Here is a 26,068-nt window from a genome sequence, read left to right as displayed (position 1 = left end):
CCGCCCGGTGCGAGGCTGAGGTGCCCCCTCCCCGATGCGAAAGCGACGCCTCCCCATGGACTACACCCGACTCGGCTCCAGCGGCCTGCAGGTCTCCTCGATCATCCTCGGCTGCATGAGCTACGGCGCTCCCGAGCGCGGCGCCCACGCCTGGAGCATGGGGGAGGAGGAGTCGCGGCCGTTCCTCCGCCGGGCGCTCGAGCTCGGCATCACGACCTTCGACACCGCCGACGTCTACTCCGACGGCACGAGCGAGGAGTTCGTCGGCCGGGCCCTGGCCGACTTCGCCGTCCGCGAGGAGGTCGTGATCGCGACCAAGGTCCACGGCACGATGCGCCAGGGCCCGAACGGCGGCGGACTCTCGCGCCGGCACGTCCTGAGCGCGATCGACGACAGCCTGCGCCGCCTCGGCACCGACTACGTCGACCTCTACCAGATCCACCGCTGGGACCCGGAGACGCCGATCGAGGAGACGATGGAGACCCTCCACGACATCGTCCGCTCGGGCAAGGCGCGCTACATCGGAGCCTCGAGCATGTGGGCCTGGCAGTTCGCCAAGGCGCAGTACACCGCCGACCTCGGCGGCTGGACGCGCTTCGTCTCCATGCAGGACCAGTACAACCTCGTCCAGCGCGAGGACGAGCGCGAGCTGCACCCGTTCTGCCTCGATCAGGGCGTCGGAGTGATCCCGTGGTCCCCGCTCGCCCGCGGCCGCCTCACCCGCGACTGGGACGAGACGACCTCGCGCACCGAGACCGACCTCTACGGCAAGACCCTCTACCACCAGCAGGAGGAGGGCGACCGCCGGACGGCCGCCACCGTCGCCCGCATCGCCGGGGAGCGCGGCATCCCGCGCGCGCAGGTCGCGCTCGCCTGGGTCCGGCAGCAGCCGGTGGTGACGGCTCCGATCGTCGGAGCGACGAAGATGCAGCACCTCGAGGACGCCGTGGCGTCGGTCGACGTCGAGCTGACCCCCGACGAGCTGGAGGCTCTCGGCGCCGACTACGCGCCGCGCGTCAACGAGGGCTTCTGACCGCGCGGGAGGGGCGCGTCAGGCGAGCTTGAGCTTCTTGCGGAGCGCCTGCACGTGGCCGGTCGCGCGGACGCCGTACTGCGCGAACTCGAGGACGCCGTCGGCGCCGACGACGAAGGTCGAGCGGAGGACGCCGACCACGGTCTTGCCGTACATGCTCTTCTCGCCCCAGACCGCCCACGCCAGGTGCACGGCCCGGTCCGAGTCGCTCAGCAGCGGGTAGTCGATGCCCTGCGCGTCCGCCCAGCGGCGCAGCGCCTCCGGAGTGTCGCGCGAGACGCCGAGCACCTCGTAGCCGGAGTCGCGCAGCGAGGACGCGTTGTCGCGGAAGTCGCAGGCCTCCTTGGTGCAGGCGGGGGTGTCGGCCTCCGGGTAGAAGAAGACGATCACCCGTCGGCCGCGGTAGTCCGACAGCGAGACCGGGCTGCCGTCCTGGTCGAGGAGGGTGAACTCCGGGGCGGCGTCGCCGGCGGACAGACGCTGCTCGGCGGGGATCGGGGGGAGGGCGGCGTTCGTCATCGTCTGCTTCCGTCGGAGGGCGCGAAGGTGGTCAGGAGGCGCTGGAGCGAGTCGAGTCGCTCGGGGCCCGTCGGGCCGAGCCGTCCCTCCTCGACCGCCTCGATGATCGCGCAGTCGGGGGAGTCGGGGAGGTGCGTGCAGCCGCGCGGGCAGTCCTCGGCGATCTCGGCCAGCGCGGTGAAGGCGCCGAGGATGTTGTCGACGTTCACGTGCCCGAGTCCGAACGAGCGGACGCCCGGGGTGTCGATCACCCAGCCGTGGCGGTCGCCGCGCTCGACCCGGAGCGACACGGTGGAGGAGGAGGTGTGGCGCCCGCGCCCGGTGACGGTGTTGACGCGGCCGATCGCCCGGTGGGCGTCGGGGACGAGCTTGTTCACGAGCGTCGACTTGCCGACTCCGGAGTGGCCGACCACGACCGTCTCGTGGCCGAGGAGCGCCTCGGCGATCTCGTCGACCGGGGGCTCGTCCTGGCTCGAGAGGAAGACGCGCAGGTCGAGGCCCTCGAAGTTGCGGAGGAACGGGCCGGGGTCGGCGAGGTCGGTCTTGGTGATGCAGAGCATCGGGGTGATCCCGGCGTCGAAGGCCGCGACGAGGTAGCGGTCGACGAGCCGGGTCCGCGGCTCGGGATCGGCCGCGGCGACCACGCACACCATCTGGTCGGCGTTCGCCACGATGACGCGCTCGATCGCGTCGGTGTCGTCGGCGCTGCGGCGGAGCAGCGTCGACCGCTCGCGGATCCGGACGATGCGGGCGAGGGTGCCGTCGTCGCCGGTGGAGTCGCCGACGACGTCGACCCGGTCGCCCGCGACGATCGCCTGGCGGCGCAGCTCACGGGCGCGCGCGGCGGTGAACTCGTGCTCCTCCGGGGTGCCGTCGCCGATCATGACCGTGTAACGGCCGCGGTCGACGCCGAGCACCATCGCGGTCTCGGCGTCCTCGTACGCGGGGCGCTGCTTCGTGCGCGGCTTGGTGCCCTTGGGGTTCGGCCGCACCTTCGCGTCCGACTCGTCGTAGCCGTCGAAGTCGTCGAGCGCTCCGTCGGCGTCGAGGCCGCTGTCCGTCCACCACGACATGTCAGACCGATCCCGCCAGGGTCGACCACAGCGCGGGGAACTGCGGGAGGGTCTTGGACGTCGTCGCGATGTCCTCGATCGCGACGCCGGGCACGACCAGTCCGAGCAGGGCGCCCGCGTGGGCCATGCGGTGATCGGAGTAGGTCCTCCAGCGGCCGCCGTGCAGCGGGGCCGGCTCGATGCGCAGGCCGTCCTCGAGCTCGGTGACCGCGCCTCCGAGGCCGTTGATCTCGGCGGCGAGTGCCGCGAGCCTGTCGGTCTCGTGGTGGCGGATGTGGCCGATGCCGGTGAGCGTGCTGGGGCCGGTGGCGAGGGCTGCGAGTGCCGCCAGGGCGGGAGCGAGCTCGCCGCCCTCGGAGAGGTCGAGGTCGACGCCGAGGATCTCGTCGCCGCCGGTGACGACGAGGTCGCCGCCGTCGCGCTCGACGCTCGCGCCGAAGAGGGGGAGGATGCGCTCGAGGTGCGCGCCGACCTGGGTGGTCTCGGCGGGCCAGTGCCGCAGCCGCACCCGGCCTCCGGTCGCGAGGGCCGCGGCGAGGAACGGAGCGGCGTTGGAGAGGTCGGGCTCGATCACGGTGTCGGCGCCGGCGATCGGCTGCGGCTCGACGACCCACTCGCCGGGTGCCGGCGTGCCGACCTCGACTCCGCGGGCGGCGAGGGCGGCGATCGTCATCTCGATGTGCGGCTGGCTGGGCAGGTGCTCGCCCTCGTGGCGGAGGCGGAGGCCCTCGTCGAAGCGCGGACCCGCGAGCAGCAGCGCCGAGACGAACTGGCTCGAGCGGGAGGCGTCGATGACGACGTCGCCGCCGCGCACCGATCCGGAGCCGTGCACCGTGAACGGGAGCGAGCCCCGCCCGTCGTCGGCCACGTCGACGCCGAGCGAGCGGAGCGAGGCGATCGTCGCGCCCATCGGGCGCTTGTAGGCGTAGGCGTCGCCGTCGAAGGTGGTCGGGCCGAGCGCGAGGCCGGCGAGCGGCGGCACGAAGCGCATCACGGTGCCGGCGAGACCGCAGTCGATCGTGGTGGAGCCGAGCAGCTCCTCCGCGGGCTCGACCACGAGGTCGGCGCCGAACGCCCCGGTGGCCCCGGATTCGCGGATCGTCGTGCCGAGGGAGCGCAGCGCCTCGATCATCAGGGCGCTGTCGCGCGAGTGCAGGGGAGCGCGCAGCGTGGACGGCTCCGTCGCCAGCGCGGACAGCACGAGCTCGCGGTTCGTCAGCGACTTCGAGCCGGGCAGCTCGACGACGGCGTCGAGAGCACCGGCGGCGGAGGGCGCCGACCAGTCCTCCTCGCCGGGGAGCGCTCGGGCGTCGCCGTACGGATCGAACTCGGGAGCGGAATAACGCGAGAAGACCATGGGTTATCAGAGTAGTCGGCGGGCACACGGTCAGCAGGCGAGGAGAGAGGTGGTGCGGAGTGTCGATGTCATTGGCCGTCCGTCCGCCTCGCGCTCCCGCGCGAGCGCTGCGCGGCGGGGCAACCCCGGGTCGCCCGGCACCTCGCGGCCTAGAATCGCTGGTGATGACACGCGACGACTCACCCCGCCCCCTCACCGCCGACGAGGCGCCCGCATCGGCCCGGTCCCACGAGACCCCGGCCGAGCAGACGATCGAGGCGACCGTCGAGGAGTCCCTCGACGACGTCGCCCCCGAGGCGCCGGTCGACGTCCGCTCGCTGTTCGAGGAGCAGGCGCTGCCGTTCATCGACCAGCTCTACGCCGCGGGCCTGCGGATGACGAAGAACCCCTCCGACGCCCAGGACCTCGTCCAGGAGACGTTCGCGAAGGCGTTCGGCGCCTTCACCCAGTTCGAGCAGGGCACGAACCTCAAGGCGTGGCTCTACCGCATCCTCACCAACACGTTCATCAACTCGTACCGCAAGAAGCAGCGCGAGCCCTATCAGAGCGCGATCGACGAGCTGGAGGACTGGCAGCTCGGCGGCGCCGAGTCGACCACCGCGACCTCGAGCCGCTCGGCCGAGGCCGAGGCGATCGACCACCTCCCCGACACCGCCGTCAAGGAGGCCCTGCAGGCGATCCCGGAGGACTTCCGGCTCGCCGTCTACTTCGCCGACGTCGAGGGATTCTCGTACCAGGAGATCGCCGACATCATGAAGACGCCCGTCGGGACCGTGATGAGCCGACTGCACCGCGGTCGGCGCATGCTGCGCGAACGACTCACCGACTACGCACGCGAGCGCGGGATCCGCGCCGCTTTCACCACCGGGAGCACGAAATGACCGACTGCGGTTGCACGAAGGCCAAGGCAGAACTCGAGGAGTACCTGCACAACGAGCTCTGCAAAGAGGACGCCGCGGACATCCGCGAGCACATGGCCAACTGCCCCGACTGCTCCGGTGAGGCGAAGGTCGGGGTCGTCCTGACCGTCGCCGTGCAGCGCGCCTGCAAGGAGACGGCCCCGGAGGACCTCCGCGCCCAGGTGCTCGGCATGCTCCGCGACGCCCAGGCGTCGCACACGACGGCAGCGGCGCGCGTCTAGCGCCCGCCGGCACGAACGACGGAACCCCGGTCCGTCGAGGCGGCCTGCAGCAGCAGGCTCCCTCGACGCACCGGGGTTCCGTCGTCTCCGGACGTCAGCCGGACATCACCGGGTGAGCGCCCGCGACAGCAGGTCGGCCTGCTCGGAGGCGTGGCGCTTGGCCGAGCCGGCGGCCGGCGAGGCCGCGGCCGGGCGGGAGACCACGCGGATCGAGCGGCTGAGCGCCGGAGCGACCTCGAGCGCGATGAACGGCCACGCGCCCTGGTTCTCGGGCTCGTCCTGCACCCACACGAACTCCGCGTCGGGGTAGCGCTCGGCGATGCCGCGCAGCTCCTCGATCGGCGCCGGGTAGTACTGCTCGACGCGCACGAGAGCGATGCCGTCGTCGGGCTTCTTCTCGAGCTCGGCCCTGAGGTCGTAGTGCACCTTGCCGGCGTGCAGCAGCACGCGCTTCACGGCCGACGCGTCCTGGATGCGCGCGTCGTCGATCACGGGCTCGAAGCGGCCCGAGGTGAAGTCCTCGACCGGGCTCGACGCCCCGCGCAGCCGCAGCATCGCCTTCGGGGTGAAGACGATCAGCGGACGGCGCGGTCGCGAGTACGCCTGGCGGCGCAGCAGGTGGAAGTACGACGCCGGCGTCGACGGGCGCGCGACGGTCATGTTGCGCTCGGCGCACATCTGCAGGTAGCGCTCGATGCGGGCCGACGAGTGGTCGGGGCCCTGGCCCTCGTAGCCGTGCGGGAGCAGCAGGACGAGCGACGAGCGCTGGCCCCACTTCTGCTCGGCCGAGGAGATGAACTCGTCGATCACGATCTGCGCGCCGTTCGCGAAGTCGCCGAACTGCGCCTCCCACAGCACGAGCGAGTCGGGGCGCTCGACCGAGTAGCCGTACTCGAACGCCATCGCGGCGTACTCCGAGAGCAGCGAGTCGTAGATCCACAGCCGGGCCTGCTGGTCCGACAGGTTCATCAGCGGCAGCCACTCCTGGCCGTTCTCGCGGTCGTGCAGCACCGCGTGGCGCTGGACGAAGGTGCCGCGGCGCGTGTCCTGGCCGACCAGGCGCACCGGGGTGTTCTCGAGCAGCAGCGATCCGAGCGCGAGCAGCTCGCCGAACGCCCAGTCGATGGAGCCGGAGCGGCTCATCTCCTGGCGCTTGGTGAGGAGCTGCTGGAGCTTGGGGTGCACGGTGAAGCCCTCGGGCGGCGAGTTGAACGCGTCGCCGATGCGGGTGACCACCTCGTTCTTCACGCCGGTCACCTCGGGCTCGCCCGGGTAGTCCTCGCCCTGCTGCGCGTCGGGCAGCTCGAGGTCGGCCACGGAGTCGCCGTCGGCGCTGATCACGGGGATCGCGCCGGTCTGCGCCGCGTGGGTCTCGGCGAAGGCGCGCTCCAGGCGGTCCTGGAAGTCCTGGTGGGCGCGGTCGTACTCCTCCTCGGTGATGTCGCCGCGACCGACGAGCGCCTCGGTGTAGAGCTTGCGCACCGAGCGCTTGGCCTCGATCAGGCTGTACATCAGCGGCTGGGTCATCGAGGGGTCGTCTCCCTCGTTGTGGCCGCGCCGGCGGTAGCAGATCAGGTCGATGACCACGTCGCGGTTGAACCGCTGGCGGTACTCGAACGCGAGCTGGCCGACGTGCACGACGGCCTCGGGGTCGTCCCCGTTCACGTGGAAGATCGGCGCCTGGATCGTCTTCGCGCCGTCGGTCGAGTAGATCGAGGTGCGGGCCTCGTGCGGCGGGGTCGTGAAGCCGACCTGGTTGTTGATGTTGATGTGGATCGTGCCGCCGGTGCGGTACGCGCGCAGCTGCGACATCTGCAGGCCCTCGACCACCACGCCCTGGCCCGCCATCGCGGCGTCGCCGTGGACGAGGATCGGGAGGGTGGTGAAGGTGCCGATCGGCTTGCGGTCCTGCTTGGCGCGGACGATGCCCTCGAGCACGCCGTTGACCGCCTCCAGGTGCGAGGGGTTCGCCGCGAGGTAGACCGGGATCTCCTCGCCGCCGGCACCGCGGAAGGTGCCCTCGGTGCCGAGGTGGTACTTCACGTCTCCGGAGCCCTGGACCGTCTTGGGGTCCTGGGTGCCCTCGAACTCGCGGAAGATCTGGCCGTAGGTCTTGCCGGCGATGTTCGTCAGCACGTTGAGCCGGCCGCGGTGCGCCATGCCGATGGCGACCTCGTCGAGGCCGTCGTCGGCCGCGCCCTGCAGGACGGCGTCGAGGAGCGCGATGAGCGACTCGCCGCCCTCGAGCGAGAAGCGCTTCTGGCCGACGTACTTGGTCTGCAGGAACGTCTCGAACGCCTCCGCCTCGTTGAGCCGGCCGAGGATGCGCAGCTGCTCGTCGTGACCGGGCTTCTCGTAGCCGCGCTCGAGCTTCTGCTGCATCCAGGCGCGCTGCTCCGGGTCCTGGATGTGCATGTACTCGACGCCGACCGTGCGGCAGTAGGAGTCGCGGAGGATCCCGAGGATGTCGCGCAGCTTGAGCTGGCGCGCGCCGCCGAAGCCGTCGGTGACGAACTCCCGGTCGAGGTCCCAGAAGGTGAGCCCGTGGTTCTCGATCGCGAGGTCGGGGTGCGAGCGCTGCACGTACTCGAGCGGGTCGACGTCGGCCATGAGGTGGCCGCGCACGCGGAAGGAGTTGATGAGCTCCTGCACCCGCGAGGTCTTCGACACGCGCTCGGCGAGGTCGACGGCGATGTCGGTCGACCAGTGGATCGGGTCGTAGGGGATGCGCAGCGCCGAGAAGATGTCCTCGTAGAAGCCGCGCTTGCCGATCAGCAGCTCGTGCACGATCTTGAGGAACTCGCCCGAGCCCGCGCCCTGGATGACGCGGTGGTCGTAGGTCGAGGTCAGCGTGATGGTCTTGCCGATGCCCAGCTCGACGAGCGTCTTCTCGGAGGAGCCCTGGAACTCGGCCGGGTACTCGAGGGCGCCGGCGCCGATGATGCAGCCCTGGCCCTTCATCAGGCGCGGGACGGAGTGGACCGTGCCGATGCCTCCGGGGTTCGTGAGCGAGAGCGTGGTGCCCGCGAAGTCGCCGGCGACCAGCTTGTTGCCGCGGGCGCGCTTCACGAGGTCCTCGTAGGCCGCGAGGTAGGCGGTGAAGCTCAGCGTGTCGGCGCGCTTGATGCTCGGCACCAGGAGCGCGCGGGTGCCGTCGGGCTTGGGCATGTCGATCGCGATGCCCAGCGCCACGTGCGCGGGGGCCACCACCGAGGGCTTGCCGTCGGGCTCGTCGTAGTAGACGTTCTGGCTCGGGAACTCCTTGAGCGCGCGGATCAGCGCCCAGCCGATCAGGTGCGTGAACGACACCTTGCCGCCGCGGGTGCGGCGCAGGTGGTTGTTGATCACGATGCGGTTGTCGATCATCAGTTTCGCCGGGATCGTCCGGACGCTGGTGGCCGTCGGGACGCTGAGGCTCGCGTCCATGTTGGTCGCGAGGCTCTTCGCCATGCCGCGCAGCGGCGAGACGACGTCCTCCTCGGCCGGGGTCGTGTCGGCCTCGGCGGGCTTGCTCACGGGGGCGTCCGCCGGGATGGGCGCGGCCTTGGGCTGCTTCGACGTGGTCCGCGACGCGGGCGTGGCGACGGGATGGGTCACCGTGGCCCCGGCGCTCGACGAGACGCGCTCGACCGGCTTCTCGGCCGGCTTCTCGGCCGGGGCGGCGGGCTCCGCGGCCGCCGGGGGAGTCGCGGTCGCCTTGCCGGCGAGCTGCTGGCCGTAGCGCTCCAGGATCGGCCACCAGGACTCGTCCACCGAGGCCTTGTCGGCGCTGTACTGCTCGTACAGCTCCTCCACGAGCCACTCGTTGGCTCCGAAGTCCTCCGCGCCCTGGTCCGTACCCACACCGGTCAATTGGCTCGACACAGCCGATCGCCCACTCTCTCCGTTGATTCGTCCGCCCAGTGCTCGATCCGCACTGACGCGCTCTCGGTCATCCGGACGGGCCCGCCGCATCCCTCGACGCCGGATTCCCTGCGGGGAGGAGGTCGTCCTCGTCCGCCTGGATCGGCGCCGTCGCCTGGTCCCGTCCCGGTCGTCAAGCCTAGCCCGGATCCCGGGTGCGACGGCCCCCGCGCGCGGGTCGGAGTAGCGTCTGTGGCATGCGCTTCTACGGCGGGACGCCCTCGGGCGACCTCACCTACTCCGACGTCTTCCTCGTCCCCGGACGGTCCTCGGTCACCAGCAGGCTCGACGTGTCGCTGGCCCCCGGAGACGGCACAGGCGCGACGATCCCGATCGTCTCGTCGAACATGAACTCGGTCACGGGGCCCCGGCTCGCCGCCGCTCTGGCGCGCCGCGGCGGCCTCGGCGTGCTGCCGCAGGACATGCCTCTGCAGGCGCTCGACGCCGCGATCCGCTGGGTCAAGGAGCAGCCGGTCGCCTTCTCCGGCGCTCTCACCGCGGCTCCGGGGACGACCGTGGAGGAGGCGCTCGCGATTCTGCCCGCGGTGGCCGGCCACGGCTTCGTCGTGCAGGAGGCGGACGGCGCGATCCTCGGCTGCGTCCCGGCCTCGCGCCTCGCCACGGCGCTGCCCGACGCGGTCCTCGGCGACCTCGTGCACGGCGCCGCTCCCGCGATCGACGCCGACGACGTGCCGACCGGCCGCGCCGCCTTCGACCTGATGACCGCGGCCGATCTCGACTTCGCCCCGGTGCTGCACCACGGCGCGCTGGTCGGCACCCTCTCGCGCACGGGCGCGCTGCGCTCCACCCTCTACGACCCCTCGCTCGACGCCGACGGCCGCCTCCGCGTCGCCGCCGCCGTCGGCATCAACGGCGATGTCGGGGCCAAGGCCAGGGCGCTCGTCGAGGCCGGGGTCGACGTGCTCGTGCTCGACACCGCGCACGGCCACCAGGAGGGGATGCTCCGCGCGCTGCGCACCGTCTCGGCCCTCGATCTCGGGGTGCCGATCGCCGCGGGCAACATCGTGACGGCCGAGGCCGTGCACGACCTCGTCACCGCGGGCGCCGACATCCTCAAGGTCGGAGTGGGACCGGGCGCGATGTGCACGACCCGCATGATGACCGCCGTCGGGCGCCCGCAGTTCTCGGCGGTGCTCGAGACGGCCGAGCGCGCCCGCGAGCTCGGTGCGCACGTCTGGGCCGACGGCGGGGTGCGCTACCCGCGCGACGTGGCGCTGGCACTGGCGGCCGGGGCCTCCTCGGTGATGATCGGCTCCTGGTTCGCCGGCACCATCGAGGCGCCCGGCGACCTGCGGAGCGACGCGGCCGGCCGGGTCTACAAGGAGAGCTGGGGGATGGCGTCCGCCAAGGCGGTCCAGGAGCGCTTCGACCGCCTCGACGCCTACGAGCTCGCCCGCAAGCGCCTCTTCGCCGAGGGCATCTCGTCGTCGACCATCTACCTCGACCCGCTCCGCCCCTCGATCGAGGACCTGCTCGACATGATCACCTCCGGGGTGCGCTCCTCCTTCACCTACGCCGGCGCGCGCAGCGTCGCCGACTTCCACGAGCGCGCGCTGGTGGGCCTCCAGTCGGCCGCCGGCTACGAGGAGGGCAAGGCGCTGCCGGTCAGCTGGTGAGCGGCCGCCGCGTGCTAGAACCGAGCGCATGACCATCGTCGACAACGCCGTGTACGTCGGCGGCCACCGCATCCGCAACCCGGATTCGCTCGAGGACACCTTCGAGCTGATGCGCGAGGAGCGCGGGATGGCGTGGATCGGGCTCTACCGCCCGAGCCGCGAGGAGGTCGAGGCGGTCGCCGAGGAGTTCGGTCTGCATCCGCTGGCCGTCGAGGACGCGTTGAGCGGGCACCAGCGCGCGAAGCTCGAGCGCTACGACGACGGGCTGTTCGTGGTGCTGCGCCCGGCCCGCTACGTCGACGCGGCCGAAGCGGTGGTGTTCGGCGAGCTGCACGTGTTCGTGGGACCCGACTTCGTCGTCACCATCCGGCACGCCGACTCGCCCGACCTGGCGAGGGTGCGGCGCCGCCTCGAGGAGGACCCGGCGCTCCTCGGCCGCGGCCCGGAGGCGGTGCTCTACGCGATCCTCGACCAGGTCGTCGACGAGTACGCGCCCGTGGTGCTCGGCGTGCAGGGCGACGTGGACGAGATCGAGGACCAGCTCTTCGGCACGGAGTCGGACGACGGCCTCTCGGAGCGCATCTACCGGCTCTCGCGCGAGGTCATCCACTTCCAGCGGTCGGTCCAGCCGCTCACGGCCCTGCTGCATCTGCTGGCCGACGACTCGACGGCGGCGACGAGCCCCGAGCGCGTCGAGCTGCACCGGTCGCTGCGCGACGTGCTCGACCACACCATCCGGGTGACGGAGGCGGTCGACTCCCTCCGCGCGATCCTCGACAAGGCGCTCACCGTGCACTCCACGCTGGTCTCGCGCCGGCAGACCGAGACGGGCCTCGCCCAGAACGACGTGGTGCGCAAGATCTCGTCGTGGGCGGCGATCCTCTTCGCGCCGACGCTGGTCGCGGGCATCTACGGGATGAACTTCGACGAGATGCCCGAGCTGCACTGGCGGCTCGGCTACCCCTGGGCGATCGGGCTGATGCTCGTCTTCGGCTTCGTGCTCTACGCCGTGTTCAAGCGCAAGAAATGGCTCTGATCCGGCGCTGAGCGCGGGGCGGCGCACCGGTAGACTCGACGCCACAATGGACGACCCCCCTTCTGCCCATCCGCCCTCGGACCGGCTCGTCCGGCACGCCTCGACCCCCCTCTGCGTGAGCGGGGGTGACCCCCGTGGGCTCTGAGTGGCTCCTGCTCGGCGTCGGGCTCCTCCTGACGCTCGGCACCGGCGTGTTCGTCGCGAGCGAGTTCGCGCTCGTCAACCTCGACCGGGCCGACCTCGAGGCCCGCCGCGATCGCGGCGAGACCCGCCTCGGCATGACGATCGCCGCCCTGCGCGTGACGTCGACCCACCTCTCGAGCGCGCAGCTCGGCATCACGCTGACGACGCTGCTCACCGGCTACACGATGGAGCCGGCGCTCTCGACGCTGCTCCGCGAGCCGTTCAGCGGTCTCGGCCTCCCCGACGACGTGCTCACGCCGATCATGACCGTCGTCGCGATCGTCATCGCGACGCTGCTGTCGATGATCCTCGGCGAGCTCGTCCCCAAGAACTTCGCGCTGGCCCTGCCGCGCGCGACGGCCAAGCTCGTCGTGCCGCTGCAGACCGCGTTCACCACGGTGTTCCGCCCCGCGGTCGCGCTGCTCAACGGCAGCGCCAACGCCCTCCTGCGCCTCGTCGGCATCGAGCCGAAGGAGGAGCTCTCGGGCGCACGCAGCGCGGAGGAGCTCTCGAGCCTCGTCCGCCACTCCGCGAGCGCCGGACTCCTCGAGGAGGACACGGCCGACCTGCTCGGGCGCACCCTCCGCTTCTCCGCTCTCACCGCGGGGGACGTGATGACGCCGCGCCTGCGGCTCTCGACCGTCGAGCGCGCGAGCACCGCGCAGGACGTGCTCGACCTCGCCCGGACGACGGGGCTCTCGCGCTTCCCGATCACGGACGACGACATCGACGACATCGTCGGAGTCGTCCACGTCAAGCAGGCCGTCGCCGTGCCGCGCGGCAAGCGCTCGGAGGTGCCGGTCACGGCGCTGCGCTCCGAGCCGCTGCGGGTGCCCGAGACGATGAAGCTCGACGTCCTGCTCACCGAGCTGCGCGGCCGCGGGTTCCAGCTCGCGGTCGTGGTCGACGAGTACGGCGGCACCGCGGGCGTCGCCACCCTCGAGGACCTCGTCGAGGAGCTCGTGGGCGAGGTCGCCGACGAGCACGACCGCTCGCGCGCCGACGTCGTCAAGCTGCCCGGCTCCACCACCTTCCCCGGCATGCTCCGACCCGACGAGGTCCGCGACCGCGCCGGCGTGCACATCCCGGAGGAGGGACCCTACGAGACGGTCGCCGGCTTCGTGATGAGCGAGCTCGGCCGGCTCCCCGCCGTGGGCGACGAGGTCGCGGTCGACGGCGGATCCCTCCGCGTCGAGCGCCTCGACGGCCGCCGCATCGACCGGATCCGGTACACCCCCGACCCCGAGGCCGGACCGGACGAGATCCCCGACCCCCTGGCCGACGCCGGCCGCCCGCACCGAGGACGCAAGGAGGCCGACCATGAGTGACTGGGCCGGAATCGCCTGGCTCGTGGTGCTGCTCGCCGCGAACGCCTTCTTCGTCGGAGCGGAGTTCGCCGTCATCTCGGCGCGCCGCTCCCAGATCGAGCCCCTCGCCGAGAGCGGACGCCGCAGCGCGATCACCGCGCTCGCCGCGATGGAGCACGCCACCCTGATGCTGGCGACGACGCAGCTCGGCATCACCGTCTGCTCGCTGCTGATCCTGAACGTCAGCGAACCCGCGATCCACCACCTGCTCGAGGTCCCCCTGCACGCCGTGGGCATCCCCGACGAGTTCTCGGGCACCGCGGCCTTCGTGATCACGCTGCTGATCGTGTCGTTCCTGCACGTCGTGCTCGGCGAGATGGTGCCCAAGAACATCTCGTTCTCGATGCCCGACAAGGCCGTCCTGCTGCTCGCACCTCCGCTGGTCGCGATCGCCCGGGTGCTCCGCCCGATCATCGTCGCGCTCAACGCGATCTCGAACGGCGTGCTTCGCCTGTTCCGCGTCGAGCCGAAGGACGAGGCGAACAGCACCTTCACGCTCGAAGAGGTGCAGACGATCGTCGACCAGTCGACCCGCGAGGGAACGCTGCGCGACTCGACCGGCACGCTCCTCGCCGCGTTCGAGTTCACCGAGAAGAAGGTGCACGACGTCGCCCTCCCACTCGACGGCATCGTCAGCCTCCCCGCCGGCGCCAGCCCCGCCGACGTCGAGCGCGCCGTCGCCAAGCACGGCTTCTCGCGCTACGTCGTCCTCGGCGAGGACGGAGCGCCCGAGGGGTACATCCACCTCAAGGACGTCCTCGACCTCGACGGCGACACCGAGGGGCCCAAGTTCCGCCTCCCCATCCCGGCGAAGCGGATCCGCCAGCTCGCCTCGATCTTCGAGGCCACCGACCTCGAGGACGCCCTCGCGATCATGCGCCGCACCGGCGCCCACCTCGCCCGCGCCTTCGACGAGAACGGCCGAGCCACGGGAGTGCTGTTCCTCGAGGACATCATCGAGGAGTTGGTCGGCGAAGTCGACGACGCCACCCGCCGCTGAGAGCGCGCCGCGGCGGGGCCATCCGCGGCGTTGTCCTCGGGCGCGATACCGCCGGTATCGCTTCCTCGTCCGCCTTGCGATCACCACCTCCCCGCCCCGCGTCGGCTCGTGGTGGTGCCATCCGCGGCGTTGTCGTCGGGCGCGGTGGCGCCGGTATCGCTTCCTCGTCCGCCTTGCGGCTGATACCGCCGCGACGCGCTCTCGGGTCGGGGAGGGGGCGGACCTAGGCTGACCGGGTGAGCGACTTCCAGCAGTTCGGGCCGCGCGAGGCGAAGGCCGCGGTGCGCGCCCCCCGATCCGACGACGACAAGTACAGCCGCGGGGTGCTCGGCATCGCGACCGGGTCCGAGCGGTACCCGGGAGCGGCGGTCCTCGGGGTGGAGTCGGCCGTCCGCACCGGGCTCGGGATGGTCCGGTACCTCGGCGACGAGAGGCCGTCGGCGCTCGTGCTCGCGCGGCGGCCCGAGGTGGTGACCTCGACCGGGCGGGTGCAGGCGTGGCTCATCGGCTCGGGCACCGACGCGGCGGACCGCTCCGACGCCGAGCGCGACGCGCTCCTCGAGCGGCTCCGCTCGGGCGTGCCGGTGGTGCTCGACGCGGGCGCCCTCGACCTCGTCGGCGAGGCGGCCGGCCCGGTCGTCGTGACGCCGCACGCCGGAGAGCTCAGCGGCATGCTCGCGCGCGCCGGGGTGGAGGTCGATCGCCGCGGGATCGCGGCCGATCCGGGCGGCTGGGCGCGGCGCGCATCCGAGCGGTTCGGCGTCGCCGTGCTGCTGAAGGGCTCGACGACGCACGTGGTCGCGGGGTCGGCCGCCTGCGCGGTGAGCGGATCCACTCCGTGGCTCGCCACCGCGGGCAGCGGCGACGTTCTCGGGGGAGTGCTGGGCGCGCTGCTCGCGGGCCGCGCGGCCGACGCCGAGAGCGACGGGCGCGCCCTGTCCGACGAGGACCTCGCCGCGGTCGCCGCCGCGGCGGCCGTCCTGCACGCCGAGGCCGGGGCTGCCGCGTCGGGCGGCGGGCCGATCGCGGCGCTGGACATCGCCGAGCACCTGCCGGGCGTCGTGGCGCGGCTCCTGCGCTGAGGACCCGCTCGAGCGCCGAGACCTCTGTCGGGGACTGAACCGTTCGTCGAGCGCCCCCGTTGTCAGAGGGAGAGACGGCACCCCGGCGGCTCCGCTCATCGGAGCCGCACTGCCGCCTCATCGGAACCTCGAAGGTCCCGTCCGTAGCGTCGGGATCGACAGCCGCGTCCGCCCCCATCCCAGGAGAACAGACATGACCGCGAAGACCACGACCCCCGTCCGCTACGCCCTCACCCTCCTGGCCGGGGCCGGCACCCTCGCCGCGCTCGCCGCCTGCTCGAGCACCGCGACCGCCGGCACCGACACGGCGGAGGAGACCACCAGCCCCGCGGCGACCTCGGAGTCGACGGCCGCCGCGACCGAGCCCACCGCTGCCGCGACCGACGACTCCACTGCCGCCGCGAGCGACAGCGCGTACGCCGACGGCACCTACGACGCCGAGGGCTCCTACACCTCGCCCGGCGGCAACGAGTCCGTCGGGGTCTCGATCACCCTCGAGGGCGGAGTCGTCACGGCCGTCACCGTCACTCCCGAGTCCGAGAACGCCACCGGCAAGCAGTACCAGGAGCGCTTCGCGAGCGGCATCGCGGGTGAGGTCGTCGGCAAGTCGCTCGACGAGCTCGACGTCACGAAGGTGTCGGGCTCCTCCCTCACCTCCGGCGGCTTCAACGACGCCGTCGAGACGATCAAGGCCGATGCCGCGGCCTGACGCACTCGAGCACGAGTGGCGCTTCGACGCGATCGGCACGCGCTGGCAGATCGACACCGAGGAGCCGCTCGACGAGGCCGCCCGCGCACAGGTGGCCGCGCGGATCGACGCCTACGACCGCACCTGGTCGCGCTTCCGCGACGATTCCGCCGCCTCCGCCCTGCGGACGCAGCCGGGGCAGCACCTCTTCCCGCCCGAGGCCGAGCCGCTGTTCGCCCTCTACGACGAGCTCTTCGCGCTGAGCGGAGGAGCGGTCACTCCGTTCGTCGGTGACGCGCTCGAGCAGCTCGGCTACGACCCGGTCTACTCGCTGGTCCCGCGCGGACCGGCCGAGCCCGCTCCCTCCTGGAGCGGGGCCAGGGCCGCGGGTGGCGTGAGCGTCGTGACCGAGGCCGGCGTCGTGCTCGACGTCGGAGCGGCCGGCAAGGGCCAGCTCGTCGACCTCGTGCTCGCCGAGCTGGAGTCGGCGGGCATCGACCGGGCCGTCGTCGACGCGAGCGGCGATCTGCGCTCCCGTGGAGCCGAGTCGCTCCGCGTCGGTCTCGAGCACCCCTACGACCCCGCCCGCGCGATCGGAGTCGCAGTACCGGCCGACCGCGCCCTCTGCGGCTCGGCCGGCAACCGCCGCACCTGGGGCGAGGGCCTGCACCACGTGCTCGACGGCCGCACCGGGCGGCCGGTCGACACGGTCGTCGCCACGTGGGCCGTCGCCGACACCGCCCTCGTGGCCGACGGCCTCGCCACCGCCCTCTTCGTCTGCCCGCCCGAGACGCTCGCCGAGCGCTTCGACTTCGAGTTCGTCCGCGTCCTCAGCGACGGCACCCTCCACTACTCGCCCCGCTTCCCCGGAGAGGTCTTCCGATGATCGGCACCCTCGATCGCGCCCTCGGCCGCATCACCATGTACCGCCTGGTCTGGACGACGCTCGCCGCGCTCCTCCTGATCGCCCTCGGCTACTCCGCCGCCGGACTCCTCTTCTCGACCCCGCTCGAGCTCGTGTCGAGCACGCTGGTGGCGGTGGCCTCGACGGCGGCGGTGAGCGCCGTCCTCGCGCGGCTGTTCCGCACCCGCGCGCACCTCGAGTCGTCTCTCGTGACGGGCCTGCTCATCGCCTGCCTGCTCTTCCCGACCGCCGATCCGGTCGGCCTCGCCGTCATCGCGCTGGTGGGGGCGATCGCCGCGGCGTCCAAGTTCCTGCTGGTCTGGCGCGGGCGCCACCTCTTCAATCCGGCCGCGGTGGCGGTGCTGATCATCGCGTTCACCGGGCTCAACGCCGGCGTGTGGTGGATCGCCTCCGGTGCCCTCTGGCCCTGGGTGGTGCTCGGCTCGCTGCTCGTCGTCGCCCGTGTGCGCCGCTGGGCGGTGTTCCTCGTCTTCGTCGCCGTCGCGGGAGCGGTCTCGGTCTGGCAGTCGGTGCAGAACGGCCAGGAGCTCGGGGCGGCCGTCGCGCTGGTCGTCACCGCCTACCCGTTCGTCTTCGCCGGCGCGTTCATGCTGACGGAGCCGCTGACCCTCGCGCCGCGCCGCTCGCAGCAGCTCCTCGTCGCCGTGGTCGCCGCGCTGCTGGCGAGCGTGCCGTTCGAGCTCGGGCCCCTCTACGCCAGCCCCGAGCTGGGCCTCGTGGTCGGCAACGCGATCGCCTTCGCCTTCGGCCAGCGCCGCCGGCTCTCGCTCGAGCTCGCCTCGTCGAGCGTCATCGCGCCGGGGATCACGGAGTACCGCTTCCGTCCGCGCGTCCCCGTGCGCTTCGAGGCGGGCCAGTGGCTGGAGCTCGATCTGCCGCACCGCGCCGACGGCCGCGGCAGTCGCCGGACCTTCTCCATCGCCTCCGCTCCCGGCGACGGCGAGATCGCCATCGCGACGCGGATGCCCGAGAAGGCCAGCAGCTTCAAGCGGGCCCTCGCCGCCCTCGAGCCCGGCAGCACGGTGCGGGCGACGAGCGTCGGAGGCGACTTCGTCCTCCCCGCCGACCCCGCGACTCCGCTGCTCCTCGTGGCCGGCGGCATCGGCATCACCCCGTTCGCCAGCCAGCTGCGGGCGATCGCCGACGGCCCGGCCCGGGACGTGGTGGTCGTCTACGCGGCCCCGCGCCTCGAGGACGTCGCCTACCGCGAGCTGCTGCGCGCATCGGGCGCCCGCGTGGTCCTCGTGTCGCGCGAGACCCCGTCGGCGCTGCCCGAGCACTGGAGCCACGTGAACGGCCGGTTGAGCGCTGAGACGCTCGCCGACGCCGTCCCGGACGCCCCGCGGCGCACAGGGCTCGTCTCGGGCTCCCCGTCGTTCGTCGACTCCGTCCGCGGAGCGATCCGCGGCGCGGGGGCGAAGAGCATCCGCACCGACGCGTTCGCCGGCTACTGAGCCTCTCAGCCGGGGGCGGATCCTGTCAGGGCCGCTCCGCCCGGTCCCTCTACACTGTCGCCGTGTCGACCCCAGGAACCCGAGCGCCCCGCCGCCCCGTCGCGTGGCTGCGCGAGAACCGCGACTCCGCCACGGTGCTCTGGAGCGGGTTCGCGCTCGTGCACGTGCTGCTGTCGCTGCTGGCCCTCTTCGCACCGGGGCTCCCGATGGGCGACGTCAGCATCGTCTACAAGCAGTGGATGCAGACCGCGGTCGACGGCGGCGGCATCGCCGGGATCGACACCGGCTGGGTCTACCCGATCCTCGCCTGGGCGCCGATCGCCTCCTCCTGGCTCTTCGGAGCCGCCGGCTACGACCTGGTGTGGCTGGTGCTCGTGGCGCTGGTCGACGCCGCCGCCTTCGCGCTCCTCCTGCGCGGCGGCGTCCCCGTCCGCCTCGCCGCGGCGCGCTGGTGGCTGCTCTTCCTCGTGCTGCTCGGCCCGATCGCGGTGGGGCGGATCGACGCGTTCACCGTCCCGCCCGCGATCGCGGGGATGCTCTGGGCGGGCACCCATCCGGCGGCCTCCGCGCTGCTTCTGACGATCACGACCTGGATCAAGGTGTGGCCGGCGGCGATCCTCGCGGCCGCGGTGCTCGTGCTCCGCGGGCGGGTGAGGACCGTGCTGGTGCCGGTCGCGACGTCGGTCGTCATCGTGCTCGCCGTGGTCCTCGTCGGCGGAGGCGACCAGGTCTTCAGCTTCGTCGGCGACCAGACGACGCGGGGCCTGCAGATCGAGGCCGTCGTCAGCACACCGTGGATGTGGGCGGCCTCGCTCGGGTCCGCCGGCGGCAGCTACGTCTGGTACGCCGCCGAGATCAACACCTTCGAGATGCACGGCCCGGGGACCGAGATCGCCGCAGCGGTGATGACTCCGCTGCTCGCGCTGACGATGATCGGTGTCGCGCTGCTGGGCCTGCGCGCCCTCCGCGCCGGTGCCGCCCCCGCCCGGCTGTTCCCGCTGCTCGCGCTGACCTTCGTCGTCGTCTTCATCGACACGAACAAGGTGCTCTCGCCGCAGTACATCGTCTGGCTGGCGCCGCCCGTCATCGCCGGCCTCGTCGCGAGCCGCGACGGATCGTTCGCGACTCCGGCGAAGCTGACGCTGGTGATCGGCGCCCTCACGCAGCTGGTGTACCCGTACCTCTACCTCTTCCTGCTCTACGCCCACTGGTCGATGGTGCTCGTGCTCACCGCGCGGAACGTGGTCCTCGTCGTGCTCCTCGTCTGGCTCGTGCGCGAGCTGTGGCGGGTGGGGAGCGCGCCGGACGCCGGAGTCGCGGCCTCCGCGAGCGCGATGACCGGCGCGTCGCGCGTGAGCGCCTCGTAGGCTCCTCGGAGCGGTCGAGACGCGACCGCGGCAGGGAGTCGTTCATGCTCGTCGCATTCTCGGTCGCACCGTCGGGCGGCGAAGGCCCCGACGCCTCCGTGCACGACGCGGTCGCCGCCGCCGTCCGCATCGTGCGCGACTCCGGCCTGCCGAACCGCACGACCTCGATGTTCACCGAGATCGAGGGGGAGTGGGACGAGGTCTTCGACGTCGTCAAGCGGGCGACGGAGGCGGTGGGCGCCTTCGGGACGCGCGTGTCGCTCGTGCTCAAGGCCGACATCCGTCCCGGGTACTCGGGCGAGATCGACGCCAAGATCGAGCGGCTGGGGCGAGCGCTCGACGAGTGACGCGCCACGGTCGGGCGACTCGCTCGAATCGTTTCGATTCTGCGCAGGACCTCTGTATCCTCGACCGGTGACGACACTCTCTCCGGCCCGCACCCGCCTCGCCCTGCTCGCCCTCGCGATGGGAGGCTTCGGCATCGGGTCGACCGAGTTCGTCGCGATGGGACTGCTCCCGCAGCTCGCCGCCGACCTGCTGCCCGGCGTCTACGCCGCGAGCTCCGAGCAGGCCAACTCGCAGGCCGGGCTCCTGATCTCGGCGTACGCCCTCGGCGTCGTCGTCGGCGCCCCCACGATCGCGGCGGCCGCCGCCCGCTGGCCGCGCAAGCGCCTCCTCCTCAGCCTGCTCGTCGCCTTCACCCTCGGCACGATCGCCTCGGCCCTGCTGCCGACCTTCCCGCTCGTGCTGGCGGCCCGCTTCGTCGCGGCCCTGCCGCACGGCGCCTACTTCGGCATCGCGTCCCTGGTCGCCGCCGACCTGATGGGTCCGGGCAAGCGCGGCAAGGGCGTCGCCTTCGTGCTCTCGGGTCTGACGATCGCCAACGTCGTCGGAGTGCCGGCGATCACCTGGGTCGGCCAGAACGCCGGCTGGCGCAGCGCCTACCTCGTCGTCGCCGCGATTTTCGCCGCGACCGTCGTCGCCGTGTGGCTGCTCGTGCCGTTCCAGGAGGGGAACCCCGGCGCGACGATGCGCAACGAGCTGAAGGCCTTCGGTCGGCTGCAGGTCTGGATGACCCTCGCGATCGGAGCCATCGGCTTCGGCGGGCTCTTCGCGATGTACAGCTACATCACTCCGCTCTCGACCGAGGTCACCGTACTGCCGCTCGGCGTCGTGCCGTGGGTGCTGGTCGTGATCGGCCTGGGCATGACGGTGGGCAACCTCGTGGGCGGCTGGGCGGCCGACAAGAACGTCACGCGCGCTCTGCTGGTGCTGTTCGCGGGCGTCGGAGTGTCACTGGTCGGCCTCGCGCTGACCGCCACGACTCCCGCGGGTCTGCTGGTGTTCACGTTCCTCGCCGCGGGCTTCTCGGCGGGAGCGTCCCCGGCGATCCAGACGCGGCTGATGGACGTCGCCCGCGACAGCCAGACGATCGCCGCGGCGCTGAACCACTCCGCGCTCAACATCGGCAACTCGGTCGGCGCGGCCCTCGGCGGTGTCACCATCGCCGCAGGACTCGGCTACGTCTCGCCGATCTGGGTCGGCGTCGTGCTCACCGTCGCGGGCATCCTCCTGGCCGTCGCGAGCATCGCCGTCGACCGCGCCCGAGGCACCGTCTACCCCGCCCAGCGCGAGCCCGCCGCCCCCGGCACCAACGGCATCCCGATCAACGCCCTCTGACCCCGCCGCGCGCCCCTGCGGTGCTACCCGACCAGCAGGCGCGCGAAGCAACGCCACCCGCGGCGAAGCCCGCGGCCGCGCACGCCCCAGGGTGGAGCCGCTCGGAAATCCGCGTGCGAGCGGATCTCCGCAGGCGTGGCAGGACGCTCTCTGAGACGCGACCACCTGGAGGAGCCGACCGCGGCACGGCGGGCAAGGACCGCCGTGCAAGCAAGCTCAGTCCGTCTCGATCAGGATCCCGTCGTGGATGGCGCGCTTGCGCAGGGCGACCTTCGTGCCGACGTCGATGCCGACCACGCGGTACTTCTCACGGATCCGCTTGAGGTACGACTTCGCCGTCTCCTCCGAGATGCCGAGCTCGAAGGCGACCGACTTGACCGGTTCGCCGCCTCCGTAGAGCGCCATCACCCGGCGCTCCTGTGCGCTGAGCTTCGGGGCGCCGTCGGAGTCGCCGGTGGAGAGGGCCATGTCGAGCTCGTGGGAGATGTAGGAGTGGCCGTCCTTGGCCGCGCGGATCGCCTCGACGATCATGTCCGCGTCCTCGGTCTTCACGAGGTAGCCGAGGGCTCCGGAGGCGAGGGCCTCGCGGACGACCGCGGGCTCCGAGTAGGTGCTCATCAGGACGGTCTTGACGCCGGTGGTCTTCAGGGTCGAGAGCTTCACCGAGATCGGGATGTTGTCCTTGAGGTCGAGGTCCAGCAGCACGACGTCGACGGGGAACTCGGGGTGGGTGAGCAGCTCCGGCCACGAGGCGACGGCGGCGACGAGCTGGATGTCGGAGGCGGCGCCGCGGATCCACTCGGTCAGGGCGCCGAGCAGCATCTTGTGATCGTCGACCACCGCGAGGGTGATCTTCGGGTCGGCGGTGTGGGTCATCGGGGTCCTTCGGCTCTGCGGGCGGTGTCGCGGATGCTGCTCATCGGTCGGCGGGGTTCTCGACCAGACAGTCGATCTCGATCACGAGCTCCCCGTCGCGGGGCGGCTCGCGGAAGGTGCCGACCTGTGCGATAGCTTCCCATGTCGCAGGGTCGACACCGCGCAGTGGCACGCCTTCCGAGCGGAGAACGAGGGGCACGAGCAGGGTCCGCGGCGGGGCGTCGGCGCCGGGATCGCGCGGCGGGCCCGCCTCGACGTGCAGGACGGCGGTCGATCCGTCGAGGATGAGCCAGATCGCCGACAGCAGCCCGTCCCGCTGCTGGTGGCCGAGGAGCCCGGCGGCGCCGTCGGGGTCGTGGAGCTCGACGAGGGGTGCGAGCAGCTCCGACTCGAGGATCGCGTGGTGCAGCCACGTCTCCCGTCGCCCCTCGATGAGGTGCAGGCGCAGCTGTGTGGCGAGGGAGGCGGCGAGCGCGGCCCGGTGCGCATCGAGCGGCAGGGGAGTGCTCCCGTCGCCGACCTCGGTGAGCAGGCGCTCGGCGGCCAGGTCGAGGCGGGCGAGCTCCTCGGAGGCGAGCATCCCGACCGCGTAGCGCGGCCCGAGGGTGGTGCTCTGCACCAGGGCCCGGTCGATCTCGTGCTGCACCATCCGGCGGAATCCGCGCATCATCACGACCACGACGACCGCGGGCGCGATCGTCACGACGAGCGCGCTGACCCGCACCGAGAACGAGGTCGGGTCGCCGGGGGACATCGCCCCGAAGGTGACGAGCTCGGCGACGCCGACGACGAGCGCGACGGCGAGGATCTCGATGCTCCGGCGGTGGACGATCATCGCGGCGTGCGCCACGGCGGCGGCGACGGCGGCGGTCGGCGCGACGGCGGCGCTGCCCGGTTCGACGACGGCGATCAGATCGAGGACGACCGCTCCCGCGATGCCGAGCAGGAAGGCGGCGTACGCGAGGGTCGGCAGCCGGTCGCCCGACGTCCGGATGGTGATGACGACGGTCGCGAACGAGGCCGCGAGCAGGAACCAGGCGACCAGCACGAGGCCCGGGCGGGCGTAGGAGCCCATCGAGGCGAAGAAGACGAGGAACTCGTACGCCATCAGGGCCGCGGCGATCCCGTTCAGGCCGTTGCCGAGATAGCTGGTGCCGAGGCCCTCCTGCTGGCCCTTCGCCGATCGTGCGGCCCGCGAGGAGCGTCCGCGCCACGGTCCGCCGCCGCGCAGGAGCGGGGCGATGCCGTCGGAGTCGCCCGCCGTCACTTCGGCACCTCGAGCACGACGGTGGTGCCCGAGCCCGGCGAGCTGAACAGCCGGGTGCTGCCGCCGACGTCGGCGAGCCGCGCGACGACCGACTCCTTGAAGCCCAGCTTCGTCGACGGCACGGTGTCGATGTCGAACCCCGTCCCCGCGTCCGTGACCATCGCGCGGACGGTGCGCTGATCCTCCGTGATGGTCACGTCGGCGCAGTTCACACCGGAGTGCCGCCGCACGTTCTCGAGGCACTCGGCGAGGGCGAGCACGAAGGAGTCGAGGGCGGCCCCCGTCAGCACGACCTGGCCCGAGCCATGCCAGTTGACGTCGAGTCCCATCCGGCCGAAGCGGGTCTTCACGTTCTCGAGGGCGTTCGGTGCCGGCGCGCTGGTGACGCTGGTGAGCTGGTACGACCCCGAGACGCTCGGCGTGGGAGCTCCGCCGAGGCGCAGCTGGCGCAGGAGCTGCGCGTCCTCCGCGGCCTGCTGCCGCAGGGCGTCGACCGAGACGCCGCGTCCGGAGTGGGCGAGCAGCGTCAGCGTGGCGAGCACGGTGTCGTGCAGCAGGCGGGCGCCCTGGCGGCGCTGCGCCTCCGTCTCGCTGGCCTGCCGTTCGACGCGGTGCGCGTTGCCGATGCTGTCGATCCTGCGCACCACCCGGGGCACTGCGGTGCTGATCCAGAGGGCGAAGCCGCTGAGGACCCCCCAGGGCAGCACGCTCTGGATGATGACGGTGGCGATCATCGCGTCGCCGCCCACCAGCACCGAGAAGACCACGCTCGGCACCATGACCGGGAACAGGAGCGCGACGCGGCGAGGGGAGGTGGTCACGGCGAGGGCGATGCTGGAGGTGATGGCGTTCGCCGTGCTGACGAGGACGAAGCCCGCGTAGTCGCCGCTCGGAGTGAGGTCGATCGCGAGACCGGCGCTGAGCAGCAGCCCGCCGAGCGCGACCAGGACCATCCAGAGCCTCCCGCCGGTGCGGCCGAGCCCGATGTGGGCGACGGCCAGCCCGAGCAGCAGCGCGACGGCGAAGGGCACGGCCCTCTCGTGCAGGGTGCCGGGGACGAGGACCAGCGAGAAGGCGGCGGCGTCGGTGAGCAGGCCTATCCCGCACGCGGACTGGCGGAGGAGGCGATCGCGCTCGCGTGCGCTGCGGATCATCGGCACGGGCGCTCTCCCTCCTGGTGACGCGGTGGTGGGCCCCCGACACACGATAGCCACTGGCTCGCGGGGTGCGAGCGGACCTGCGGGACCGGCTAGAGGCGGAGGAGCCGATCGAGGTGGGCGCCGACCGCGTCGTCCTCGATGAGGAAGCCGTCGTGGCCGAAGGTCGAGCTGATCACGGCCACGTCGTCTCCGTCGATGTTGCCCGGGGCGTGGGCGGCGATGATGCGCTGCCCGTCGACGGGGAAGAGCCGGTCGCTGTCGATGCCGAGCACGAGGGTGGGGCTCGTGATCCTCGAGAGCGCCTCGGCCTCGCCGCCGCGACCGCGTCCGACGTCGTGGGAGTTCATCGCCTCGACGAGCGTGATGTAGCTGTTCGCGTCGAAGCGCCGGGTGAACTTGTTCCCGTGGAAGTCGAGGTACGACTCCACCGCGAAGCGCCCCCCGCCGCCGAGCGGATCCAGACCCGACTGCCAGCTGCGCTCGAAGCGGTCGTTGAGCTCGGACGGGCTGCGGTAGTTGAGCAGCGCCATCCGCCGGGCCAGCGCGAGGCCGTGGTACGGGCCCTGGCCGTCTCCCGCGTCGTAGTAGGAGCCGCCGGCGAATCCGGCGTCGTTGCGGATGGCCTCCAGCTGCACGAAGTTCAGGGCGATCTGGTCGGCGGTGGCGCGGGGAGGCGCCGCGAGGACCGCGAGGCGGGCCACCCGCTCCGGGTGGTCGATGCCCCACTCGAGCGCCTGCATCCCGCCCATCGACCCGCCGATCACCGTGTGCCAGCGGTCGATCCCGAGCAGATCGGCGAACAGCACCTGGGCGCGGACCTGGTCGCGGATGCTGGTGTACGGGAAGCGGGCGCCCCACTCGTGCCCGTCGGGGGCGAGGGAGGCGGGGCCGGTCGTCCCCTGGCAGCCGCCGAGCATGTTGGGCGCGACGACGAAGAAGCGGTCGGTGTCGATGACCTCACCGGGGCCGACGAGTCCCGACCACCAGCCGTCGGTGGCGTGGCCGCGGTCTCCGCGCCCGATTAAGTGCGAGTCGCCGGTGAGGGCGTGCAGCACCAGCACGGCGTTGTCCTTCGCGGGCGACAGCTCACCCCACGACTCGTACGCGATGCGCAGATGCGGGAGGTGGCCGCCGGCCTCGAAGTCGAAGGGGCCGGCGTCGAGGAACCGCCGGTGACCCGGGTGGTCGCCGTCCCGCCAGGCCCCCGTGGCGGGCGGTTTGCCGATCACCGAGCGGAGCTGGCGCTCGGTGATGAACGCCGAAGGGACGGTGTCCTCGAGTGTCTGCTGCCAGTCCATAGCGGGTCCATCGTGTCACGGG

22 protein-coding genes are annotated in these 26,068 nt (G+C 72.3%); 14 read left to right on the top strand and 8 right to left on the bottom strand.

What is annotated here, in order from left to right; translation table 11 throughout:
- Positions 1–55 precede the first annotated feature (55 nt).
- Entirely contained in the window at positions 56–1,033 is a 978-nt protein-coding gene (locus GSU68_RS11985) for an aldo/keto reductase (RefSeq protein WP_159908613.1), read from the top strand.
- A gap of 18 nt (positions 1,034–1,051) precedes the next feature.
- On the opposite strand, the gene bcp is transcribed toward GSU68_RS11985, so the two are convergent.
- From bcp to aroA, 3 genes are read right to left on the bottom strand one after another with little or no spacing between them, the layout of a single operon-like run.
- Entirely contained in the window at positions 1,052–1,552 is a 501-nt protein-coding gene (bcp, locus tag GSU68_RS11980; RefSeq protein ID WP_159908611.1) for a thioredoxin-dependent thiol peroxidase, read from the bottom strand.
- Positions 1,549–2,625 (bottom strand): ribosome small subunit-dependent GTPase A, encoded by a 1,077-nt coding sequence (rsgA, locus tag GSU68_RS11975; RefSeq protein WP_159908609.1) that lies wholly within the window; start codon positions 2,623–2,625, stop codon positions 1,549–1,551. Before rsgA ends, bcp begins: the two co-directional genes overlap by 4 nt.
- Position 2,626: 1 nt before the next feature.
- Positions 2,627–3,982 (bottom strand): 3-phosphoshikimate 1-carboxyvinyltransferase, encoded by a 1,356-nt coding sequence (aroA, locus tag GSU68_RS11970; protein WP_159908607.1) that lies wholly within the window; start codon positions 3,980–3,982, stop codon positions 2,627–2,629.
- Positions 3,983–4,146: 164 nt separating this feature from the next.
- On the opposite strand from aroA, the gene GSU68_RS11965 reads away from it, so the two are divergent.
- Complete coding sequence (locus tag GSU68_RS11965) at positions 4,147–4,863, top strand: sigma-70 family RNA polymerase sigma factor (protein WP_159908605.1); 717 nt, start codon at positions 4,147–4,149, stop codon at positions 4,861–4,863.
- Positions 4,860–5,123 carry a zf-HC2 domain-containing protein gene (locus GSU68_RS11960; protein ID WP_159908603.1) on the top strand — a complete coding sequence of 88 codons (264 nt, stop codon included), beginning with the start codon at positions 4,860–4,862 and terminating at the stop codon, positions 5,121–5,123. Before GSU68_RS11965 ends, GSU68_RS11960 begins: the two co-directional genes overlap by 4 nt.
- A 105-nt stretch (positions 5,124–5,228) precedes the next feature.
- On the opposite strand, the gene GSU68_RS11955 is transcribed toward GSU68_RS11960, so the two are convergent.
- Positions 5,229–8,987, bottom strand: coding sequence for a multifunctional oxoglutarate decarboxylase/oxoglutarate dehydrogenase thiamine pyrophosphate-binding subunit/dihydrolipoyllysine-residue succinyltransferase subunit (locus tag GSU68_RS11955; RefSeq protein ID WP_208544562.1), 3,759 nt, complete (start codon positions 8,985–8,987; stop codon positions 5,229–5,231).
- Between the two features lie 236 nt (positions 8,988–9,223).
- Here GSU68_RS11955 and GSU68_RS11950 point away from each other — a divergent pair, with 236 nt between their 5' ends.
- From GSU68_RS11950 to GSU68_RS11900, 11 genes are all read left to right on the top strand, one after another.
- Entirely contained in the window at positions 9,224–10,663 is a 1,440-nt protein-coding gene (locus tag GSU68_RS11950) for a GuaB1 family IMP dehydrogenase-related protein (RefSeq protein WP_159908599.1), read from the top strand.
- A gap of 28 nt (positions 10,664–10,691) precedes the next feature.
- Positions 10,692–11,699 carry a magnesium/cobalt transporter CorA gene (corA, locus tag GSU68_RS11945; protein ID WP_159908597.1) on the top strand — a complete coding sequence of 336 codons (1,008 nt, stop codon included), beginning with the start codon at positions 10,692–10,694 and terminating at the stop codon, positions 11,697–11,699.
- Between the two features lie 125 nt (positions 11,700–11,824).
- Positions 11,825–13,210 carry a hemolysin family protein gene (locus GSU68_RS11940; protein ID WP_159908595.1) on the top strand — a complete coding sequence of 462 codons (1,386 nt, stop codon included), beginning with the start codon at positions 11,825–11,827 and terminating at the stop codon, positions 13,208–13,210.
- A complete protein-coding gene (locus GSU68_RS11935; RefSeq protein ID WP_159908586.1) occupies positions 13,203–14,249 on the top strand; it encodes a hemolysin family protein in 1,047 nt (348 codons plus the stop codon). The genes GSU68_RS11940 and GSU68_RS11935 overlap by 8 nt, the downstream gene beginning before the upstream one ends.
- 236 nt (positions 14,250–14,485) lie before the next feature.
- Entirely contained in the window at positions 14,486–15,331 is an 846-nt protein-coding gene (locus GSU68_RS11930) for an ADP/ATP-dependent (S)-NAD(P)H-hydrate dehydratase (protein ID WP_159908576.1), read from the top strand.
- 193 nt (positions 15,332–15,524) lie between these two features.
- Positions 15,525–16,040, top strand: a complete 516-nt coding sequence (locus GSU68_RS11925; RefSeq protein WP_159908574.1) for a hypothetical protein — start codon at positions 15,525–15,527, stop codon at positions 16,038–16,040.
- A complete protein-coding gene (locus GSU68_RS11920) occupies positions 16,027–16,905 on the top strand; it encodes an FAD:protein FMN transferase (protein WP_159908572.1) in 879 nt (292 codons plus the stop codon). The genes GSU68_RS11925 and GSU68_RS11920 overlap by 14 nt, the downstream gene beginning before the upstream one ends.
- Positions 16,902–18,398 carry an oxidoreductase gene (locus GSU68_RS11915; RefSeq protein ID WP_159908570.1) on the top strand — a complete coding sequence of 499 codons (1,497 nt, stop codon included), beginning with the start codon at positions 16,902–16,904 and terminating at the stop codon, positions 18,396–18,398. The genes GSU68_RS11920 and GSU68_RS11915 overlap by 4 nt, the downstream gene beginning before the upstream one ends.
- 62 nt (positions 18,399–18,460) lie before the next feature.
- On the top strand, positions 18,461–19,765 hold the full coding sequence (locus tag GSU68_RS11910; RefSeq protein WP_159908568.1) for a glycosyltransferase 87 family protein: 1,305 nt from the start codon (positions 18,461–18,463) through the stop codon (positions 19,763–19,765).
- Between the two features lie 44 nt (positions 19,766–19,809).
- Positions 19,810–20,112, top strand: a complete 303-nt coding sequence (locus GSU68_RS11905) for a thiamine-binding protein (RefSeq protein WP_159908566.1) — start codon at positions 19,810–19,812, stop codon at positions 20,110–20,112.
- Positions 20,113–20,230: 118 nt separating this feature from the next.
- Positions 20,231–21,445, top strand: a complete 1,215-nt coding sequence (locus GSU68_RS11900; RefSeq protein WP_159910272.1) for an MFS transporter — start codon at positions 20,231–20,233, stop codon at positions 21,443–21,445.
- A gap of 216 nt (positions 21,446–21,661) precedes the next feature.
- Here GSU68_RS11900 and GSU68_RS11895 read toward each other — a convergent pair whose 3' ends face one another.
- The 4 genes from GSU68_RS11895 to GSU68_RS11880 form a co-directional block, all read right to left on the bottom strand.
- Complete coding sequence (locus GSU68_RS11895; protein ID WP_159908564.1) at positions 21,662–22,321, bottom strand: response regulator; 660 nt, start codon at positions 22,319–22,321, stop codon at positions 21,662–21,664.
- Positions 22,322–22,361: 40 nt separating this feature from the next.
- Positions 22,362–23,588: a hypothetical protein gene (locus GSU68_RS11890; RefSeq protein WP_159908562.1), complete on the bottom strand. Its 1,227-nt coding sequence runs from the start codon at positions 23,586–23,588 to the stop codon at positions 22,362–22,364.
- The gene (locus GSU68_RS11885; RefSeq protein WP_159908560.1) at positions 23,585–24,742 is read right to left on the bottom strand and encodes an ATP-binding protein; all 1,158 of its coding nucleotides are present in this window, start codon (positions 24,740–24,742) and stop codon (positions 23,585–23,587) included. Before GSU68_RS11885 ends, GSU68_RS11890 begins: the two co-directional genes overlap by 4 nt.
- Before the next feature lie 95 nt (positions 24,743–24,837).
- Complete coding sequence (locus GSU68_RS11880; RefSeq protein WP_159908558.1) at positions 24,838–26,046, bottom strand: homoserine O-acetyltransferase; 1,209 nt, start codon at positions 26,044–26,046, stop codon at positions 24,838–24,840.
- Between the last annotated feature and the right edge of the window lie 22 nt (positions 26,047–26,068).

The sequence above is a fragment of the Rathayibacter sp. VKM Ac-2759 genome (assembly GCF_009834225.1).
In the GTDB taxonomy this organism is placed as follows: Bacteria; Actinomycetota; Actinomycetes; order Actinomycetales; family Microbacteriaceae; genus Rathayibacter.
The sequence above is the reverse complement of the archived record's forward strand: the minus strand, read 5'-3'. Positions and strand labels throughout refer to the sequence as shown.